This window comes from Bacillus sp. S14(2024) (assembly GCF_050473785.1).
In the GTDB taxonomy this organism is placed as follows: Bacteria; Bacillota; Bacilli; order Bacillales; family Bacillaceae_G; genus Bacillus_A; species Bacillus_A yunxiaonensis.
In genome coordinates, this window is record NZ_JBFLUP010000006.1 from 337,034 (window position 1) to 356,175 (window position 19,142).

Annotated in this window: 15 protein-coding genes; 13 read left to right on the forward strand and 2 right to left on the reverse strand. The window is 39.1% G+C overall.

Annotation, left to right across the window (positions count from 1 at the left end; all coding sequences use genetic code 11):
- Positions 1 to 22: 22 nt before the first annotated feature.
- Both AB1279_RS01870 and AB1279_RS01875 read right to left on the reverse strand, forming a co-directional pair.
- On the reverse strand, positions 23 to 430 hold the full coding sequence (locus AB1279_RS01870) for a hypothetical protein (RefSeq protein ID WP_429757646.1): 408 nt from the start codon (positions 428 to 430) through the stop codon (positions 23 to 25).
- A gap of 471 nt (positions 431 to 901) precedes the next feature.
- Positions 902 to 2,311 (reverse strand): amino acid permease, encoded by a 1,410-nt coding sequence (locus AB1279_RS01875; protein ID WP_429753141.1) that lies wholly within the window; start codon positions 2,309 to 2,311, stop codon positions 902 to 904.
- A gap of 512 nt (positions 2,312 to 2,823) precedes the next feature.
- Between AB1279_RS01875 and uvrB the strand changes: the two genes are divergently transcribed.
- The 13 genes from uvrB (at position 2,824) to AB1279_RS01940 (ending at position 19,074) form a co-directional block, all read left to right on the forward strand.
- Positions 2,824 to 4,806: an excinuclease ABC subunit UvrB gene (uvrB, locus tag AB1279_RS01880; RefSeq protein WP_429757647.1), complete on the forward strand. Its 1,983-nt coding sequence runs from the start codon at positions 2,824 to 2,826 to the stop codon at positions 4,804 to 4,806.
- 5 nt (positions 4,807 to 4,811) lie between these two features.
- Positions 4,812 to 7,682 (forward strand): excinuclease ABC subunit UvrA, encoded by a 2,871-nt coding sequence (gene uvrA, locus AB1279_RS01885; protein WP_429757648.1) that lies wholly within the window; start codon positions 4,812 to 4,814, stop codon positions 7,680 to 7,682.
- Between the two features lie 56 nt (positions 7,683 to 7,738).
- Positions 7,739 to 8,071, forward strand: a complete 333-nt coding sequence (locus tag AB1279_RS01890; protein WP_429757649.1) for a hypothetical protein — start codon at positions 7,739 to 7,741, stop codon at positions 8,069 to 8,071.
- 730 nt (positions 8,072 to 8,801) lie between these two features.
- Positions 8,802 to 9,176, forward strand: a complete 375-nt coding sequence (locus AB1279_RS01895; protein WP_336482312.1) for a phage holin family protein — start codon at positions 8,802 to 8,804, stop codon at positions 9,174 to 9,176.
- 170 nt (positions 9,177 to 9,346) lie between these two features.
- Positions 9,347 to 10,276 carry an HPr(Ser) kinase/phosphatase gene (gene hprK / locus AB1279_RS01900; protein WP_429753145.1) on the forward strand — a complete coding sequence of 310 codons (930 nt, stop codon included), beginning with the start codon at positions 9,347 to 9,349 and terminating at the stop codon, positions 10,274 to 10,276.
- Positions 10,277 to 10,348: 72 nt separating this feature from the next.
- Positions 10,349 to 11,161, forward strand: coding sequence for a prolipoprotein diacylglyceryl transferase (gene lgt, locus AB1279_RS01905; protein ID WP_429761274.1), 813 nt, complete (start codon positions 10,349 to 10,351; stop codon positions 11,159 to 11,161).
- 233 nt (positions 11,162 to 11,394) lie between these two features.
- Positions 11,395 to 12,033: a pyrophosphatase PpaX gene (ppaX, locus tag AB1279_RS01910; RefSeq protein WP_429753147.1), complete on the forward strand. Its 639-nt coding sequence runs from the start codon at positions 11,395 to 11,397 to the stop codon at positions 12,031 to 12,033.
- 75 nt (positions 12,034 to 12,108) lie between these two features.
- Positions 12,109 to 12,621, forward strand: a complete 513-nt coding sequence (locus tag AB1279_RS01915; RefSeq protein ID WP_336482315.1) for an acyltransferase — start codon at positions 12,109 to 12,111, stop codon at positions 12,619 to 12,621.
- Positions 12,622 to 12,743: 122 nt separating this feature from the next.
- Positions 12,744 to 14,255, forward strand: a complete 1,512-nt coding sequence (locus tag AB1279_RS01920; RefSeq protein ID WP_429757651.1) for a tetratricopeptide repeat protein — start codon at positions 12,744 to 12,746, stop codon at positions 14,253 to 14,255.
- A 192-nt stretch (positions 14,256 to 14,447) separates the two neighbouring features.
- Entirely contained in the window at positions 14,448 to 15,401 is a 954-nt protein-coding gene (trxB, locus tag AB1279_RS01925) for a thioredoxin-disulfide reductase (protein ID WP_429753149.1), read from the forward strand.
- An 822-nt stretch (positions 15,402 to 16,223) separates the two neighbouring features.
- Positions 16,224 to 16,955 (forward strand): (Fe-S)-binding protein, encoded by a 732-nt coding sequence (locus AB1279_RS01930; RefSeq protein ID WP_429757652.1) that lies wholly within the window; start codon positions 16,224 to 16,226, stop codon positions 16,953 to 16,955.
- A 2-nt stretch (positions 16,956 to 16,957) separates the two neighbouring features.
- On the forward strand, positions 16,958 to 18,373 hold the full coding sequence (locus AB1279_RS01935) for a LutB/LldF family L-lactate oxidation iron-sulfur protein (protein WP_429757653.1): 1,416 nt from the start codon (positions 16,958 to 16,960) through the stop codon (positions 18,371 to 18,373).
- The gene (locus AB1279_RS01940) at positions 18,373 to 19,074 is read left to right on the forward strand and encodes a LutC/YkgG family protein (protein WP_429757654.1); all 702 of its coding nucleotides are present in this window, start codon (positions 18,373 to 18,375) and stop codon (positions 19,072 to 19,074) included. Before AB1279_RS01935 ends, AB1279_RS01940 begins: the two co-directional genes overlap by 1 nt.
- The last annotated feature ends 68 nt before the right edge of the window (positions 19,075 to 19,142 follow it).

Genomic DNA, 19,142 nt, shown 5'->3' on the forward strand with positions numbered 1-19,142 from the left:
TCTCTTTCTTTTTCTGTTCTATTTATTCCTCGCAGCAAAAAAGGATCGTTTTTTGGATAAATACATTCAATCCACCTTGAGCAGGATTAAGATTTGAGACATTCAAGCTTTTAAAGTTGTCCACATGAAATATTCTTGTGCTTTCTGTAATTATAGCAGTAATAGGATTAAGAGGGCTTTTTGTTATGATGGTTACAGCCAAAGGTAAGGGATCTTCACCTTTTAATGAGACAGAAGTCAACTGAAGTAATGTTTTATTGGGAGTGTTAGTGAAATTTTGGAAAACAGGTTGGTGATTCGTGCCTCCTGGTACGGGAACTAGTACTGGTGAATTTGTTGATCCAATTGTATGATTTACAACAAAAGAATTATGAGTATTTGAGTTATCCTTTAGATTTTCTTCATCAGATTTGTCATGATGATCAGGCATATTGGTGTGAAACCTCTTTTCTTTATTTTTGATACATTGTATTCCATTAGTAGAAAACACGTGTGGACAATGCGTGACGAGCTAGCTGTTAGTTTGAGTTGAAAAGTTCTCATTGAGCCATGTGAGCTTGGTGTATGTCAATATACAAAAAAGCTGCTGTCCTTAATGGACAACAGCTTTTTTGTTACCCCGCATTATCGGACAGTAAGACCTCCACTGAAGGAAGTTTCACTTTATCCCGCTCTAACAAGCAGTAAGCAAAGATGGAGTGCAAGAAGAGGAACTGCTTGTAAGAGCCCGATTGGTTCAACTAACCTTCTGGGAAAACTGCTCCCAGAAGGAAGTTTCACTTTACCCCGCCCAAACAGCCGGTAAGAAGTAAGGCAAGGAAGAGAGACAAACCGTCTGTAAGGGCCCGATTGGTTCAACTAACCATTCGGAGGAAAAGCATCCCCAAATGGAAGTTTCACTTTATGCGACGTCTTCTTTTTGTTCATTTTTTAAAGTACTATTTTTATATCCGTAGCTGAAATATACAATTAAACCGATAACTAACCAAACGCCAAAGCCAATCCATGTTGTTACTGGAAGTTGTAATGTTAGGTATCCGCAGAACAGAACTGCTAATGCTGGAATCCATGGCACGAACGGTACTTTAAATGCACGCGGTAAGTCTGGTTGTTTTTTGCGTAAGATGATAACACCGATTGATACAACGATGAATGCAAATAATGTACCGATGTTTGTTAATTCTGCTAGCTTGTCTAATGGAACAAAGCCAGCAAAGATAGCAACCATAGCTGCTGTAATCCAGCTGTTCATAACAGGCGTTTGCGTTTTTGGGCTTACACGAGAAAGTGCTTTTGGCAGTAAGCCATCGCGGCTCATTGCATAAAATAAACGTGTTTGTCCATATAACATAACAAGTAATACTGTTGTAATCCCGGCGATTGCTCCTAAAGAGATAAGGCCGGCAGCCCAATCTTGATGAATATATTGCAGTGCAAATGCAACAGGATTCTTTACATCTAACTGATTGTAGGGAACGATTCCTGTTAATATTAATGAAACAACAATATATAAAATTGTGCAGATTGTTAAGGAAGCAATAATACCAATTGGCATGTTACGCTGTGGATTTTTTACTTCTTCAGCAGCTGTTGATACAGCATCAAATCCAATATAAGCAAAGAATACAGTTGCCGCTCCAGCTGTTACGCCAGAGAAGCCAAATGGCATAAATGGTGTCCAGTTTGCAGGTTTTACATAGAAAGCACCAACACCGATAAAGAGAAGAACAACAAATACTTTGATAGCTACCATAATAGCGTTAAAACGAGCTGATTTTTTTGCGCCTCTTGTTAATAAAAATGTAATGATGAAAATAATGCAAATTGCTGGTACGTCTACATATGTTCCAGCCACAGGGTTATAAGCGCTTGTTAAAGCGTGCGGTAGTTTAATGCCAAAGCCAGCTAATAATCCTTGGAAATATCCAGACCAACCAGATGCAACGGCTGAAGATGCCAATCCGTATTCTAGAATTAAATCCCATCCTAAAATCCAAGCGATTATTTCTCCAAATGTTGCGTAGCTGTAAGTGTATGCACTACCTGATACTGGTACAGTTGAAGAAAATTCAGAATAACATAGTGCCGCGAATACGCAGGCTAAACCAGATAAAATAAACGATAAAATAAGTGCTGGTCCAGCATGTTTAGCTGCGGCAACGCCTGTAAGAACGAAAATACCCGTTCCGATAATAGCGCCGACCCCTAACATTGTTAAATCAAATGCCCCTAAATCCTTTTTTAAAGAAGAACCTTTCTTCTGCGATTGTGCTAACAGTGCGGAAATCGATTTTTTTCGAAATAGATCCATATAGCTCCCTCACCCTCATTGTTGTTAAAATATTCTGAACATTAAGTTCGATTTGTCGTATAATGTCGAATCTTTAAACGTATTGTAATATGAAAAATGGGCATTGTAAATATAAAATTTTTAGAAAATTCTACCTATAAAAATTTCTTTGTGATGGAATCAATATAAACTACCTTTTTGATGATTCTAACGACAAGTTTGGAGGAAGCCATAAAGAAAAAAAAGTGATGTGTGTAAAGAGATTATGAAAGAAAAAAGTGGTGAAGCTGTAATCTATACATTAAGTGAATGTAAAGAAAATCATGAGTATACCAGTTATTTTTTGCTGAAGGTATATCATGAATAACCATGGGAAGATGCTTAGTAAATAAGCCTCTTTTTTGTTATTACATATTAGATTTGTAGAAACGCTGTCGAATTGTTTATCGAATACTTGTTCGTTTTTTTGGTTTTTTTATAAGCATTCGTGGTAAAATGGGAATACAGATTTTTTACGAGGAGGGCGGATTTATTTGGAACATCAATTTGAAATTGTCTCAGAATATTCCCCGCAAGGTGATCAGCCAAGAGCGATAGAGCAGCTGGTAGCAGGGATTAAAAATGGTAAGAAACATCAAGTGTTGCTTGGAGCGACAGGAACGGGGAAGACATTTACGATTTCAAATGTCATTAAAGAAGTGAAAAAGCCGACACTTGTAATGGCTCATAATAAAACATTAGCAGGACAGCTATACAGTGAGTTGAAAGATTTCTTTCCGAACAATGCGGTTGAATATTTTGTTAGTTATTACGACTATTATCAACCGGAAGCGTATGTACCACAAACCGATACATTTATTGAAAAAGACGCACAAATTAATGATGAGATCGATAAATTGCGTCACTCAGCGACATCGGCTTTATTTGAACGAGATGATGTCATTGTTGTAGCGAGTGTATCTTGTATTTACGGTTTAGGTTCTCCAGAAGAATATAGTGAGCTTGTTGTCTCTTTACGCGTTGGTATGGAGAAGGATCGCAATCAATTGCTTCGTGAACTTGTTGATGTACAGTACGGCCGTAATGATATTGACTTCCAGCGTGGAACGTTTCGTGTGCGCGGGGATGTAGTTGAGATTTTTCCAGCATCCCTTGATGAACATTGTATTCGGATTGAGTTTTTTGGCGATGAGATTGATCGTATCAGGGAAGTGAATGCATTAACAGGTGAAGTATTAGCAGAACGTGAGCATGTGGCAATCTTCCCGGCATCTCACTTCGTTACACGCGAAGAAAAAATGAAAATTGCCATTGAAAATATTGAAAAAGAATTAGAAGAACGCTTAAAAGAATTAAATGATAACGGTAAATTGCTAGAAGCGCAGCGGATAGAGCAGCGGACGCGCTACGATTTAGAAATGATGCGTGAGATGGGCTTTTGTTCAGGGATTGAGAACTACTCCCGTCATTTGACACTCCGTCCAGCTGGTTCAACACCATATACATTACTAGATTATTTTCCTCAAGATTTTTTGATCGTGATGGATGAGTCGCATGTATCAGTGCCGCAAGTAAGAGCGATGTACAACGGAGATAAAGCGCGGAAGCAAGTGCTTGTTGATCACGGATTTCGTCTGCCATCAGCGCTAGATAACAGACCGCTTATGTTTGAAGAGTTTGAAGAGAAAACGAATCAAGTTGTGTATGTATCAGCGACACCGGGACCGTATGAACTAGAACATGCACCGGAAGTTGTGGAGCAAATTATTCGTCCAACTGGGCTTTTAGATCCGAAAATTGATATAAGGCCAATTGAAGGGCAAATTGATGACTTATTAGGAGAAATTCACGACCGAATTGCAAAAAATGAGCGTGTTTTAATTACGACATTAACAAAGAAAATGTCAGAGGATTTAACTGATTATTTGAAGGATGTTGGTATTAAAGTGAATTACTTGCATTCTGAAATTAAAACATTAGAGCGGATTGAGATTATTCGCGATCTTCGTCTAGGGAAGTTTGATGTGCTTATTGGTATTAACTTACTTCGTGAAGGACTCGACATTCCAGAAGTGTCGCTTGTAGCAATATTAGATGCAGATAAAGAAGGATTCCTTCGTTCAGAGCGCTCGCTTATTCAGACGATTGGCCGGGCAGCTCGTAATGCAAACGGTCATGTTGTAATGTATGCAGACCGAATTACAAAATCGATGGAAATCGCAATCAATGAAACGAAGCGTCGTCGTCAAATTCAAGAAGCATACAATGAAAAACATGGAATTACGCCAAAAACAATTCAAAAAGGGGTGCGCGATGTTATTCGTGCAACGATGGCTGCGGAAGATACAGAAACGTATGAGACAGCACCACTAACTTCTAAGAAAATGACGAAAAAAGAACGAGAAAATGTCATTGCAAAAATGGAAGCGGAAATGAAAGAAGCTGCAAAAGCGCTTGATTTTGAACGAGCAGCTGAGCTTCGTGATTTATTACTAGAATTAAAAGCAGAAGGGTGAAGGCGATGAGTAAAGATTTTATCGTTGTAAAAGGTGCGAGAGCCCACAACTTAAAAAATATTGATGTCACCATTCCGAGAAATCAACTTGTTGTTGTAACAGGGTTATCTGGTTCAGGGAAATCGTCGTTAGCATTTGATACGATTTATGCGGAAGGACAGCGCCGTTATGTAGAGTCACTATCGGCGTATGCACGTCAATTTTTAGGACAAATGGATAAACCGGATGTGGATGCAATTGAGGGATTGTCTCCGGCTATTTCAATTGACCAAAAAACGACGAGTCGCAATCCGCGTTCAACAGTCGGAACAGTGACAGAGATTTATGATTATTTACGTTTATTATTTGCGCGTATCGGAACACCAATCTGTCCAAACCACGGCATTGAAATTACATCACAAACAGTTGAGCAAATGGTAGATCGTATTTTAGAATATCCAGAGCGTACGAAGCTGCAAGTACTCGCACCGATGGTATCAGGACGTAAAGGTGCGCATGTAAAGTTGTTAGAAGATATTAAAAAGCAGGGGTACGTCCGCGTTCGCGTTGACGGAGAAATGCTTGATGTATCGGAAGAAATTACGTTAGATAAAAATAAAAAGCATTCGATTGAAGTTGTAATTGACCGTATTGTTGTGAAAGAAGGAATCGCAGGCCGTCTTGCTGATTCATTAGAAACGGCTTTGAAGCTTGGAGAAGGCCGTGTTTTAATTGACGTAATCGGAGAAGAAGAGTTGCTGTTTAGCGAGCACCATGCTTGTCCGCATTGCGGATTTTCTATTGGTGAACTTGAGCCGCGCATGTTTTCTTTTAACAGTCCGTTCGGTGCTTGTCCGTCTTGTGACGGTCTTGGTGCAAAACTAGAAGTAGATCTTGAGTTAGTGATACCAAACTGGGATTTATCATTAAATGATCATGCCATTGCACCTTGGGAACCAACAAGCTCACAATATTATCCACAATTGCTGCAGTCTGTTTGCAACCATTATGGCATTGATATGGATGTACCGGTAAAAGATATTCCGAAGCACTTATTTGAGAAGGTGTTATACGGAAGCGGAGATGAAAAAGTGTATTTCCGTTATGTGAATGACTTTGGTCAAGTGAAGGAAAGCGATATTATTTTTGAAGGCGTCATTCCAAACATTGAGCGCCGTTATCGGGAAACGAGCTCCGATTATATTCGTGAGCAAATGGAAAAATATATGGCAGAGCAAGCCTGTCCAAAATGTAAAGGCGGTCGTTTAAAGCCGGAAAGCCTCGCTGTTTTTGTAGGTGAAAAAACGATTGCGGAAGTAACGAAGTTTTCTGTTCAGGAAGCATATGATTTCTTTACTAATATTGAATTAACAGAAAAGCAACAAAGTATTGCCAATCTTATTTTGCGTGAAATTAAAGAGCGTCTTAGCTTCTTAATTAACGTAGGGCTCGATTATTTAACGCTTAGCCGTGCAGCTGGAACATTATCAGGCGGAGAAGCGCAGCGTATTCGCTTAGCAACGCAAATTGGATCGCGGTTAACAGGTGTATTATATATTCTTGATGAACCTTCTATCGGTTTGCATCAACGTGACAATGATCGCTTAATTCAAACACTGCAAAATATGCGTGATTTAGGAAATACGCTTATTGTTGTTGAACACGATGAAGATACGATGATGGCCGCAGACTATTTATTAGATATTGGTCCGGGTGCAGGTATTCACGGCGGGCAAGTCGTTTCAGCAGGTACGCCGCAAGAAGTGATGCATGATGACAATTCCTTAACAGGACAATATTTATCAGGCAAAAAGTTCATTCCGGTTCCGCTAGAGCGCCGCAAAGGTGATGGCCGTAAAATTGAGGTCATTGGAGCGAAGGAAAATAACTTAAAAAATGCGAAGATGTCATTCCCGCTTGGCACATTTGTTGCTGTGACGGGTGTGTCAGGTTCAGGGAAAAGTACATTAATTAATGAAGTGCTGTATAAAGCAGTTGCTCAAAAATTGTATAAAACGAAAAGTAAGCCTGGTTCACATAAAGAAATTAAAGGTCTTGACCATTTAGATAAGGTAATTGATATTGATCAGTCCCCAATTGGACGTACACCTCGTTCCAATCCAGCGACATATACAGGTGTGTTTGATGATATTCGTGATGTGTTTGCACAAACGAATGAAGCGAAGGTGCGCGGTTATCAAAAAGGACGCTTCAGTTTTAACGTGAAAGGTGGCCGCTGTGAAGCGTGCCGCGGTGATGGGATTATTAAAATTGAAATGCATTTCTTACCAGATGTATACGTTCCGTGTGAAGTTTGTCATGGAAAACGTTATAATCGTGAAACATTAGAAGTAAAATATAAAGATAAAAACATTTCTGAAGTATTAGAGATGACAATTGAAGATGGAGTAGAATTCTTTGCGAATATCCCGAAAATTAAACGTAAGCTTCAAACGCTTGTGGATGTAGGACTCGATTACATGAAGCTCGGTCAGCCGGCAACGACGTTATCGGGCGGAGAAGCGCAGCGCGTGAAGTTAGCATCCGAGCTGCATCGCCGTTCAACAGGGCGAACGTTATACATTTTAGATGAACCGACAACTGGTCTTCATGCACATGACATTGCTCGTCTGTTAAAAGTGCTTCAGCGTCTTGTTGATAATGGTGAAACAGTGCTCGTTATTGAACATAATTTAGATGTTATTAAAACGGCAGACTATCTTATTGACCTTGGGCCTGAAGGCGGAGATAAAGGCGGACAAATCGTTGCAACAGGTACGCCGGAGCAGGTTGTGAAAGAAGAGCGTTCTTACACAGGGAAGTATTTAAAAGGTGTTTTAGATCGTGATAAAGCACGTATGAAAGAAAAAATGAAAGAAGTAGAATTAACACAGTAAAATAAACATCTAATAAAGAAGTAATACTTCTTTATTAGATGTTTTCTGTTATATCCATGAAAAAGGGAGTGGATTTTGTGGATTCTACGCAAAGAATTTTAGCCTCATGCTGTTATTTTAGTATTTTCGTGGCCCCTTTTTTATTCCCTATTGTTGTGTATTTTGTTGTTCCTCATGATGATGTAAAATTCCATGCAAAGAGAGCTTTTATATCACATTTACTACCGTTCCTTTGTTTATTTATTGCCTTCTTACTTGTATTTGTTATGAACATACGAGAGCAAAGTGGTGCAATTGTCCTCGCTGCTATGTTGTTATTTGGTCTTATGAATCTTGTTATTTTTATATGGAATATTGTGAAAGGTGTACAGGTGCTTGTGAATGAGTAAATGATGCCGCTGCCTTTGGACAATTATATCCTAGCTTCAAGATTTGGAGAAATCGAAGAGCTTTAAGATGAGGGATAATGGCTTGTAAGAGCCCGGTTAGTTCAGCTAACCATTCGGAAGAAAAGCACCTCCGAATGGAAGTTTCACTGTACCCCGCTCTAACAAGCAGTAAGCAAATGTGGAAATTCGAGGAGAATGACTGCTTGTAAGAACCCGATTGGTTCAACTAACCATTCGTAGGAAAGGCACCTCCGAATGGAAGTTTCACTGTACCCCGCTCTAACAAGCAGTAAGCAAATGTGGAAATTCGAGGAGAATGACTGCTTGTAAGAACCCGATTGGTTCAACTAACCATTCGTAGGAAAGGCACCTCCGAATGGAAGTTTCACTGTACCCCGCTCTAACAAGCAGTAAGCAAATGTGGAAATTCGAGGAGAATGACTGCTTGTAAGAACCCGATTGGTTCAACTAACCATTCGTAGGAAAGGCACCTCCGAATGGAAGTTTCACTGTACCCCGCTCTAACAAGCAGTAAGTAAAGGTGGAAATTCGAGGAGAATGACTGCTTGTAAGAGCCCGATTGGTTCAACTAACCATTCGGAAGAAAAGCACCTCCGAATGGAAGTTTCACTGTATCTCTACTTGGTATTTTTTTCTGTTTTGGAGTATTATTGTTGATATATGTAGTTTGGGCTGTGATTGTCCCTAATGAAAAGGAAGTGTAAGGAATATGAGATGGATTCTATCACTTATTGTGAATAGTATTGTGTTAATCGCTGTATCAGGTCTTCTTAAAATATTTGCACCGGGTGCGTTTGAAATAGCGAATATACAAACAGCAATTATTGCAAGCGTCATTTTAGCAGTTTTAAATGTAATTGTGAAACCGTTCTTAATTTTAATTACGCTGCCAATTACGATATTAACATTTGGTTTCTTTTTAATTGTCATTAATGCGATTACGTTAGAAATTACAGATTGGGTGCTGGGCGATGCGTTTAATTTATCGGGGTTTGGAGCGGCGATTATTGCGGCAATCTTTATTTCGATTTTAAACATGTTAATTGATAAAGTGATTGTGGAACCGTTGTCTGAGAAAAAATAAGTGGACAGTATAAGTATCCGACAAAACGTAAAACATTTTGCGCAAAGCGTGGAATGTTTTTTTCTTTTTCAAAAGAAACCGTATTTCTTGTTTTCAGAAAAAAATGGTACAATAGCGGATAGAGTGGTAGTACGCTGCCTAGATACATTCCGCAACGTGGAGGTTTATATATGCCAAAAGTTCGAACGAAAGATTTAATTGAACATTTTCATTTAGAACTAGTAAGCGGTGAAGAAGGCATTCATCGTCCAATTGATACAAGTGATTTATCACGACCTGGAATTGAAATGGCGGGATTTTTCACATATTATCCAGCGGATCGTGTTCAGCTTCTTGGGAAAACAGAGCTTACGTTTTTTGATACATTAACAGAAGAACAAAAACAAGCGCGTATGCAAGCACTTTGTACAGAAGAAACACCGTGTATTATCGTAACACGTGGTCAAGATGTACCCGAGGAATTAATGCAAGCATCTCGTCAGACTGGTGTGCCCCTGTTGCGTTCACCGTTAAAAACAACACGCTTATCAAGCCGCTTGACGAATTACTTAGAAAGTAAATTAGCACCAACAACAGCAATTCATGGTGTATTAGTTGATATTTATGGTGTTGGTGTAATGATTACAGGACAAAGTGGTGTCGGGAAAAGTGAAACAGCACTTGAGCTTGTGAAACGCGGACATCGACTTGTAGCTGATGATAGTGTAGAAATTCGTCAAGAAGATGATGATACACTAGTCGGAAGTTCACCGGAGTTAATTGAGCATTTACTTGAAATTCGCGGGCTTGGCATTATTAACGTTATGACGCTATTTGGTGCAGGTGCAGTGCGTAATCATAAACGTATTTCAATGGTTATTAATCTTGAGATTTGGGATCAAAAGAAAAACTACGATCGCCTTGGTTTAGATGAAGAGAAAATGAAAATCATTGATACAGATATTACAAAGATTACACTTCCGGTACGACCAGGTCGAAACTTAGCTGTTATTATTGAGGTGGCGGCGATGAATTTCCGTTTAAAACGTATGGGTGTCAATGCAGCACAGCAATTTTCAGAGCGTCTTATGAGTGCAATTGAATTAGGAGATCAAAATTAATATAAGTGAAACTTCCATTAGTAGAGGGAGAGTTTCTCCTCGACTGATAGAAAGAGAAAGGGAGTGAAGAATATGCTGTTAGGATCTGTACCACAGCTGGATCGTGTGGCGATTCATCTCGGGCCGTTTCCGATTTATTGGTACGGTGTGATTATCGGCTCTGGTGTCTTACTTGGATTATGGCTCGCAACTCGGGAAAGTGATCGCCTTGGTATTCCAAAAGACACATTTATTGATTTAGTATTGATTGCGGTGCCAATTGCAATCCTTTGTGCACGTGCATACTATGTTATTTTTGAATGGGGTTATTATTCACAACATCCAATCGAAATTATTAGGATTCGTCAAGGCGGCTTAGCTATTCATGGCGGATTAATTGGAGCGGTTCTTACAGGAATTGTATTTGCGAAAAAACGCGGCCTTTCTTTTTGGAAGCTAGCGGATATCGCCGCGCCAAGTATTTTACTTGGACAAGCGATTGGACGCTGGGGAAACTTTATGAATCAAGAAGCACATGGCGGTGAAGTAACGCGTCAATTTCTCGAAAATTTACATTTACCACAGTTTATTATAAATCAAATGTATATTGATGGTGTATATTATCAGCCGACATTCTTATATGAATCATTATGGAATTTTGCTGGGGTTATTTTACTTTTATTCCTTCGTAAAGTAAATTTACGCCGCGGTGAACTATTCTTTACATATTTAATTTGGTATTCTGTCGGCCGCTGCTATATCGAAGGATTGCGTACGGACAGCTTAATGCTCGGCCCGCTTCGCGTTGCACAAGTTATATCAATTGCCATAATTATCGTCTCTATTATTTTCATTGTTGTGAGACGAAAAATGGGGTATGCGGATAAACGATATTTAGAACAATAATGATATAACTTTGTGATTCGGTACATGAGTCGGGTTAAATGAAAAAAGTAGCGTCATATATGCGGCGCTGCTTCTTTTCTTATCCCCGCTCTAACAAGCAGTAAGCGAATGTGGAAATGCGAGAAGAGGAACTGCTTGTAAGAGCCTGATTGGTGAGAGCTAACCATTCGAAGGAAAAGCGTCTTCGAATGGAAGTTTCACTTTATCATATAACAACTAAGGGTGGCGAAAAGATGAAAATTAATACAGTGTTATTTGACTTGGATGGAACATTGATTAATACAAACGAACTTATTATCTCTTCATTTTTGCATACATTAGAAAAATATTATCCAAATCAATATAAACGTGAAGATGTACTGCCATTTATTGGTCCATCATTGCACGATACATTTAGTAAAATCGACGAGAACCGAGTGGAAGAACTTATTCAATGTTATCGTGACTTCAACCACGAACATCATGATGAATTAGTAGAAGAGTATGAAACAGTGTATGAAACTGTACAGGAACTTCGTGAAAAAGGTTATAAAGTCGGGATTGTAACAACAAAGGCACGCAAAACTGTCGAAATGGGATTACAGCTATCGAAATTAAAACAATTTTTTGATGTTGTGGTAACGATTGATGATGTAGAACATGTGAAACCACATCCAGAGCCAATTCAAAGAGCACTTCAGTTATTAGAGGCAAAGCCGGAAGAAGCTTTGATGGTAGGCGATAACCATCACGATATTGTTGGTGGACAAAATGCCGGCGTGAAGACAGCTGCTGTTGCATGGACAATTAAAGGACGCGAATATTTAGAGTCTTACAAGCCTGATTATGTGTTAGAAAAAATGAGTGATTTATTAACAATCTTGCCTCATTAATCGTTCTCTTACGGGCAGCTGAACATTAGGTAAGGCTCAGCAGTTAAGTGGGAGCACAAAAAGGGAGCGAGTAAAGTGCGACGGACAACGCGCTATCCAGTATCAGGAGCAAATTCATTATGGAATGTATATAAAACGGTCTCATTTTGGAAAGTGATGAAAAACTTCATTGTGATCCAAATCGCGCGTTATACCCCTTTTTTACGTATGAAAAATTGGTTATATCGCACATTTTTGCGAATGCAAATTGGGGAGAAAACTTCTTTTGCACTTATGGTTATGCCAGATATTATGTTCCCAGAGAAGATTACAGTTGGACGTAATTCCGTTATTGGCTATAATACAACGCTATTAGCTCATGAATATTTAATTACAGAATATCGCCTTGGTGAAATTATTATTGGAGACGAAGTAATGATTGGTGCAAATTCGACTATTTTACCTGGCGTTGTCATTGGAGACGGGGCAATTGTGTCAGCTGGGACACTTGTTCATCGTGATGTGCCGAGCGGTGCTTTCGTTGGTGGGAATCCGATGCGAATTATTTATACGAAAGAGGAAATGGCAGCGAGAGAAGGGAAATGTTAGGAATGTAACATTTCCCTTCTCTTTTCGGGAATGAAAAGGAAATATTTGTGTATAATATACTGTTTTGTTTTTTGAGGAATCGTTTATACTTAGAGATAGAAGAATGAAATAATGGAGGATTTATGGGGAAAAATCAAGAAATTCGTAAAGAAAACGGACAAGTTATTTCTTTTAATCAATTAGCTGACTTCTTTTATGATAAAGGTATGAAGGCTTACCGCAATCATCATTTAGAAGATGCAATTAAATATTTTAAGAGAGCGGCACAAGGTCGGAAAGAGCCGTTTATTTTATGTCAATTAGCAACGGCATTATCGGAAGCGGGAGAGTATCACGAATCAAATCAAATCTTATTACAAATTGTTCGTACGGGTGAAAAAATAGAAGAATGCTATTATTTTATGGCAAATAATTATGCGTACCTTGGGTTATTCCAGCAAGCAAAAAAGTACGCAGAGCGGTATTTAGAAATTGCAACGGATAAAGAATTTATTGCTGAAACAATGGAACTTCTAGAGATCATTGAAGAAGAAGAAATGGATGCGCCGGACTTAGAAGATGAAGATGGATTAATTGTGATGCAAGAGCAAGCGAATCATTATATTCGTAATGGTCAATTAGAAGAAGCGATTGCGACGCTTGAAGGTGTCATAACGGAATATCCTGAGTTTTGGTCAGCTCATAATAACTTAGCAATCGCACATTTTCAGCTTGGGAATGTTGATCAAGCGTTGAAAATGACAGAGCTGATTTTAGAGAAAAATCCAGGAAATATTCATGCGTTATGTAATACGCTTATTTTTCTATATTCTATTGGGGAATATAAGCAAGTAGAAAAGTTAGCAGAGCAATTGGAAACAGTGTACCCGATGTCGTTTGAACATCGAGTGAAACTAGGGACAACCTTTGCGACAATTGGTCGTTTTGAAAGTGCATATAAATGGTTAAAAGCGTTAAAACGTCAAGGTTACGAAGGTGATGTTAGCTTTTATTATTGGTTTGCATATTCTGCCTATATGGTAAAGGATGAGCAAACAGCTGAGAAAATGTGGATGCATGTAGTGGAATTACATCCTGATAAAAAGGGAAAAGAACCTTGGAATGCTATTAATTTAGTAGATGAAGGTCAAAATATATTATTCCGGGAGCTTCAGCAATCGTTTCAGAAAAGCGAAACCTTGGAAGAACAGATGTTGGCTTTATATTTAATGAATGAATTGACAACACCAGAGAAGCTTGGCTTTTTCTTTGATGTAATGCAATCTCCTAATCGTGTTCCAATTGTATCGCAACTAGCGAACTATTTCTTTTTAATTAACAGTCATAAAAGTATTCCAGGAGAGCTGCAGCAGTTTGAACAATGTATTCGCATTGCAGACGCTTTATACAATTATACGAAAAAAGACGATGAGCTTATTGAAGAATGTCTACATCTTTGGTTTTGTACATTTATACGTTTATACACGAGCGGAACATCTTTTACAAATGTATATGGCTGGTCAGCAGCAGTTGAATATATTGTACGCGGCGAGTGCCAAGATAAGCTGACGCAGGCAGAGCTTGGGAATATATATAATGTATCGGTAGCAACTGTACGAAAATATGTGCAAGCAGTAAGACGTTTGCATGCATAAAGTGAAACTTCCATTCGAAGGTGCTTCTCCTTCGAATGGAAAGCTCTCACCAATCGGGCGCATGCTCTCACCTATCTTCCTAATTTCGGGGGTCTTACTGCGGGATAAATGCAAGCAAATCATTGGGAAAAATCAACTGCGAACAGTATAATGAGGGTATGAAAAGAGCGATAAGAACAGGAGATGAACAATATGGCGGAAGAAAAAATTTATGATGTAATTATTATCGGAGCTGGTCCAGCAGGGATGACAGCAGCTGTGTATACATCTCGTGCGAACTTAAGCACGTTGATGCTTGAACGCGGTATCCCGGGCGGACAAATGGCAAATACAGAAGAAGTAGAAAACTATCCAGGATATGACCATATTTTAGGGCCGGACTTATCAAACAAAATGTTTGAACATGCGAAGAAATTTGGTGCAGAATACGCATATGGCGATGTGAAACAAGTTATTGATGGGAAAGAATATAAAACAGTTGTCGCTGGAAAGAAAGAATATAAAGCACGTGCAATTATTGTAGCGAGCGGTGCGGAATATAAGAAAATTGGCGTGCCAGGAGAGAAAGAGCTTGGCGGCCGCGGCGTATCATACTGTGCTGTATGTGACGGTGCATTCTTTAAAGGTAAAGAGCTTGTTGTTGTGGGCGGCGGCGACTCAGCTGTTGAAGAAGGTGTGTATTTAACACGCTTTGCAACGAAGGTAACGATTGTTCACCGTCGTGATCAATTACGTGCACAAAAGATTTTACAGGACCGTGCTTTCCAAAATGAAAAAATTGATTTCATTTGGAATCATACTGTAAAAGAAATTAACGAAGCAAACGGAAAAGTAGGCAGCGTAACACTTGTGGATGTAAACAGCGGTGAAGAGCAAGAGTTTAAAACAGATGGCGCATTTATCTATATCGGTATGCTGCCACTTTCTAAACCATTTGCAGAGCTAGGTATTACAAATGAAAATGGTTATATTGAAACAAATGAACGTATGGAAACAAAAGTTCCTGGTATTTTCGCAGCTGGTGATATTCGTGAAAAAATGCTTCGTCAAATTGTAACAGCAACTGGTGACGGAAGTATTGCAGCGCAAAGTGCACAGCATTATGTGGAAGAACTATTAGAAGAATTAAAAGAAGCAAATAAATAAGACGCCCCGTAGAGGATGCGTGATAGGAAAGCTACCTTCTTTGTAAGGTGGCTTTTTTTGTGTTTATCCCGCTCTAACAAGCAGTAAGCAAAGGTGGAAATTCGAGGAGAATGACTGCTTGTAAGAGCCCGATTGGTTCAACTAACCATTCGTAGGAAAAGCGTTTCCGAATGGAAGTTTCACAGTATCCCGCTCTAACAAGCAGTAAGCAAAGGTGGAAATTCGAGGAGAATGACTGCTTGTAAGAGCCCGATTGGTTCAACTAACCATTCGTAGGAAAAGCGTTTCCGAATGGAAGTTTCACAGTATCCCGCTCTAACAAGCAGTAAGCAAAGGTGGAAATTCGAGGAGAATGACTGCTTGTAAGAACCCGATTGGTTCAACTAACCATTCGAAGAAAAGCATCTTCGAGTGGAAGTTTCACTTTATTTCAATTACTTACCATTTTTATTCATATTTTTTATGTTTTTTACTAAAAATACAAAAAGGTAGATTGGTTGACAAGATTACTTGAACATACAGTGATTATCTTTGCTTTTCTACTTTATCCCGCTCTAACAAGCAGTAAACGAAGGTGAAAGTTCGAGGAGTAGAACTGCTTGTAAGAACCCGATTGGTTCAACTAACCATTCGAAGGAAAAGCACCTTCGAGTGGAAGTTTCACTTTACCCCGCTCTAACAAGCAGTAAGTGAAGGTGGAAATTCTGGGAGTAGAACTGCTTGTAAGAACCCGATTGATTCAACTAACCATTCAGAAGAAAGGCATTTCCGAATGGAAGTTTCACTGTATCCCGCTACTTTACCTTATTTGGAGGTGTCAATATGAAAGTATCCGTATTTATTACTTGTCTTGGAGATGTTTTTTATCCAGAAGTAGGAAAAGATGTTGTTGAAATTCTTGAAGATTTAGGTTGTGAAGTCGACTTTCCAAAAAACCAAACCTGCTGTGGTCAACCTGCTTATAATAGCGGTTATCAAAAAGAAACGAAAACAGCTGCAAAACATATGATTGAAGCATTTGCTGGTTCGGAATATGTTGTAGCGCCATCTGGTTCCTGTGTCATGATGGTTCACGAGTTTTCAAGCTTATTTTCTGAAAGTGAAACGGAATGGCGGCAAAAAGCTACTGAACTGGCGAATAAAACATATGAATTTACACAATTTCTTGTAGAAGTGTTAGGTAAAGAAGATTTAGGTGCGGAACTTCATAAAAAAGCAACTGTTCATACATCTTGTCATATGAGCCGGTTAATGGGTATTAAGGAACCTCCTCAAAAGTTATTAAAACATGTAAAAGGGTTGGAAGTTGTTCCATTATCACACAATTATGATTGCTGTGGATTCGGCGGTACATTCTCAGTGAAGATGGCAGAAATCTCAGAGCAAATGGTTGATGAAAAAGTGAAACATATTATGGAAACAGGTGCGGAAGTGTTAATCGGGATGGATTGCAGCTGTTTAATGAATATAAAAGGTCGATTAACCCGTCATGGTTATCCAATTGAGGTAAAACATATTGCGCAAGTATTAAATGAAGATAGAAAGGGGATATAAAAATGGGAATGAAGATTGGAAATGATCCCTTTCATAAACGTACTGAAACGGCCATTGGTGATCAATTCATGAGAAGGGCTGTTGCGAAAGCGCAAGACGGCCTTAGGGGTAAGAAACTAAAAGCAACTGAGAGTCTTGGGAATTGGGAAGAATGGCGATCTTTAGGAGAAGAGATTCGAAAGCATACATTAGAAAACCTTGATTATTATTTATATCAACTCAGTGAAAATGTTGAGAAAAACGGAGGCTTTGTTTATTTCGCAGAGACTGCTGAAGAGGCAAGGGAATATGTAAAGGGTATTATAAAAAAGAAAAACGCGAAAAAAATTGTAAAGTCAAAATCTATGGTAACGGAAGAAATCAGTCTAAATGAAGCAATTGAAGAAGTTGGCGGGGAAGTATTAGAAACGGACCTTGCAGAATTTATTTTACAAATTAATGACCATGATCCGCCATCACATATTGTTGTTCCCTGTCTTCATAAAGATAAAGAAAGTATTTGCGAGTTGTTTAAAGAAAAAATAGGGTATACCGGACCAGCTGATCCTGAAAAAATGGCGAGGTTTGTACGGAACTATTTGCGTAATGACTTTTTAACAGCGGATGTAGGAGTGACTGGATGTAATTTTGCTGTTGCAGAGTCCGGGTCTGTTTCTATTGTAGCAAATGAAGGGAATGCGAGGTTAGTTACGACCATTCCGAAAACGTTAATTACCGTTATGGGGATGGAACGGATTGTCCCAACATGGGAGGAGCTGGATGTGCTAGTAACACTCCTATGCCGAAGTTCTGTAGGGCAAAAGTTAACAAGTTATATTACAGGCTTAACGGAACCTGGAGGGACAGATGGACCTGAGGAATTTCATTTAGTAATTGTTGATAATGGGCGTTCCAATATTTTAGGAACAGAATTCCAAAGTGTCCTTCAATGTATTCGTTGCGCTGCATGTATTAATGTATGTCCAGTATATCGTCACATCGGAGGTCATGCATACGGTTCTATCTATCCAGGCCCGATCGGTGCTGTATTGACGCCGCTTTTAGGCGGGTATGATGAGTATAAGGACCTGCCTTATGCCTCTAGTCTTTGTGGTGCTTGTACGGAAGCATGTCCGGTAAAAATACCTTTACACGAATTATTAATTCGACATCGCCGACAGATTGTGGAAGAGGCGAAGAAGTCTCCTTTAGCTTGGGATATGGCTATGAAAGGCTTTGAAAAAGTGGCGAATAGCTCGAGGTCGTTCTCTCTTGCGGCGAGGACAGCTCCGTACGCATTAAAGCCTTTTATAAAAGGAGATAAAATTGAACGCGGGGTAGGGCCGTTAAAGGCTTGGACAAAAGCAAGAGACTTCCCGGCTCCGAAAAAACAACCGTTTAGAGATTGGTTTGAAAAACGGTCAAGGGAGGAGAAATAATGGCTATTCAAAATCGTGAGAAATTTTTATCTAAATTATCAGAAAAATTAGAGAGGAAACGTCCAGAAGCAGTAAAGAAGCCAAGCTGGTCACTTTCTCCGCAATGGAGTATTTTTGACGGATTAACACAAGATGAACTTATACTGAAGTTAATTGAACAATGCAAGGATATTCATACAGAAGTTCAGCGAACAACAAAGGCGAATCTTGCTGAAACATTACAATCCTTTATGAAAGAATGGAATATAAAATCAGTTATTTATTCTCATGATGAACGTTTCGATGCATATAATCTTAGTGATTCTTTTACAAATGACGATGCAACACGTTTTCATAAATGGGACTTAAATCATAAAGAAGAGAGTATTGAATTTGCAAAAACAGCTGATGTTGGAATTACGTTCAGTGATATTACTCTCGCTGAATCAGGAACCGTTGTTTTATTTAATGAGGGTACGAGAGGGAGGCCTGTTAGTCTTCTTCCTGAATCATATATCGCAATTGTCCCGAAAAGTACGATTGTGCCAAGGTTAACACAAGCTACAAAGATGATTCATAGTCAAAATATGGAAGGGAGGGAAATCCCAGCCTGTTTGAACTTCATTTCTGGTCCATCTAACAGTGCTGACATTGAAATGAATCTTGTTGTAGGTGTGCATGGACCAATAAGAACAGCATATATTATTGTGGATGATCAATAATTGTACAAGATCTCTTCCTGGTATCTGCCACCTGCATATAAAAGCCCGATTGGTTCAACTAACCTTTT

Bases quoted from the DNA above. Each gene is read 5' to 3' on its own strand.
- AB1279_RS01870 (WP_429757646.1), bottom strand. From the start codon at position 430: ATGCCTGATCATCATGACAAATCTGATGAAGAAAATCTAAAGGATAAC.
- AB1279_RS01875 (WP_429753141.1), bottom strand. From the start codon at position 2,311: ATGGATCTATTTCGAAAAAAATCGATTTCCGCACTGTTAGCACAATCG.
- uvrA (WP_429757648.1), top strand. From the start codon at position 4,812: ATGAGTAAAGATTTTATCGTTGTAAAAGGTGCGAGAGCCCACAACTTA.
- AB1279_RS01890 (WP_429757649.1), top strand. From the start codon at position 7,739: ATGAAAAAGGGAGTGGATTTTGTGGATTCTACGCAAAGAATTTTAGCC.
- AB1279_RS01895 (WP_336482312.1), top strand. From the start codon at position 8,802: ATGAGATGGATTCTATCACTTATTGTGAATAGTATTGTGTTAATCGCT.
- hprK (WP_429753145.1), top strand. From the start codon at position 9,347: ATGCCAAAAGTTCGAACGAAAGATTTAATTGAACATTTTCATTTAGAA.
- lgt (WP_429761274.1), top strand. From the start codon at position 10,349: ATGCTGTTAGGATCTGTACCACAGCTGGATCGTGTGGCGATTCATCTC.
- ppaX (WP_429753147.1), top strand. From the start codon at position 11,395: ATGAAAATTAATACAGTGTTATTTGACTTGGATGGAACATTGATTAAT.
- AB1279_RS01920 (WP_429757651.1), top strand. From the start codon at position 12,744: ATGGGGAAAAATCAAGAAATTCGTAAAGAAAACGGACAAGTTATTTCT.
- trxB (WP_429753149.1), top strand. From the start codon at position 14,448: ATGGCGGAAGAAAAAATTTATGATGTAATTATTATCGGAGCTGGTCCA.
- AB1279_RS01930 (WP_429757652.1), top strand. From the start codon at position 16,224: ATGAAAGTATCCGTATTTATTACTTGTCTTGGAGATGTTTTTTATCCA.
- AB1279_RS01935 (WP_429757653.1), top strand. From the start codon at position 16,958: ATGGGAATGAAGATTGGAAATGATCCCTTTCATAAACGTACTGAAACG.
- AB1279_RS01940 (WP_429757654.1), top strand. From the start codon at position 18,373: ATGGCTATTCAAAATCGTGAGAAATTTTTATCTAAATTATCAGAAAAA.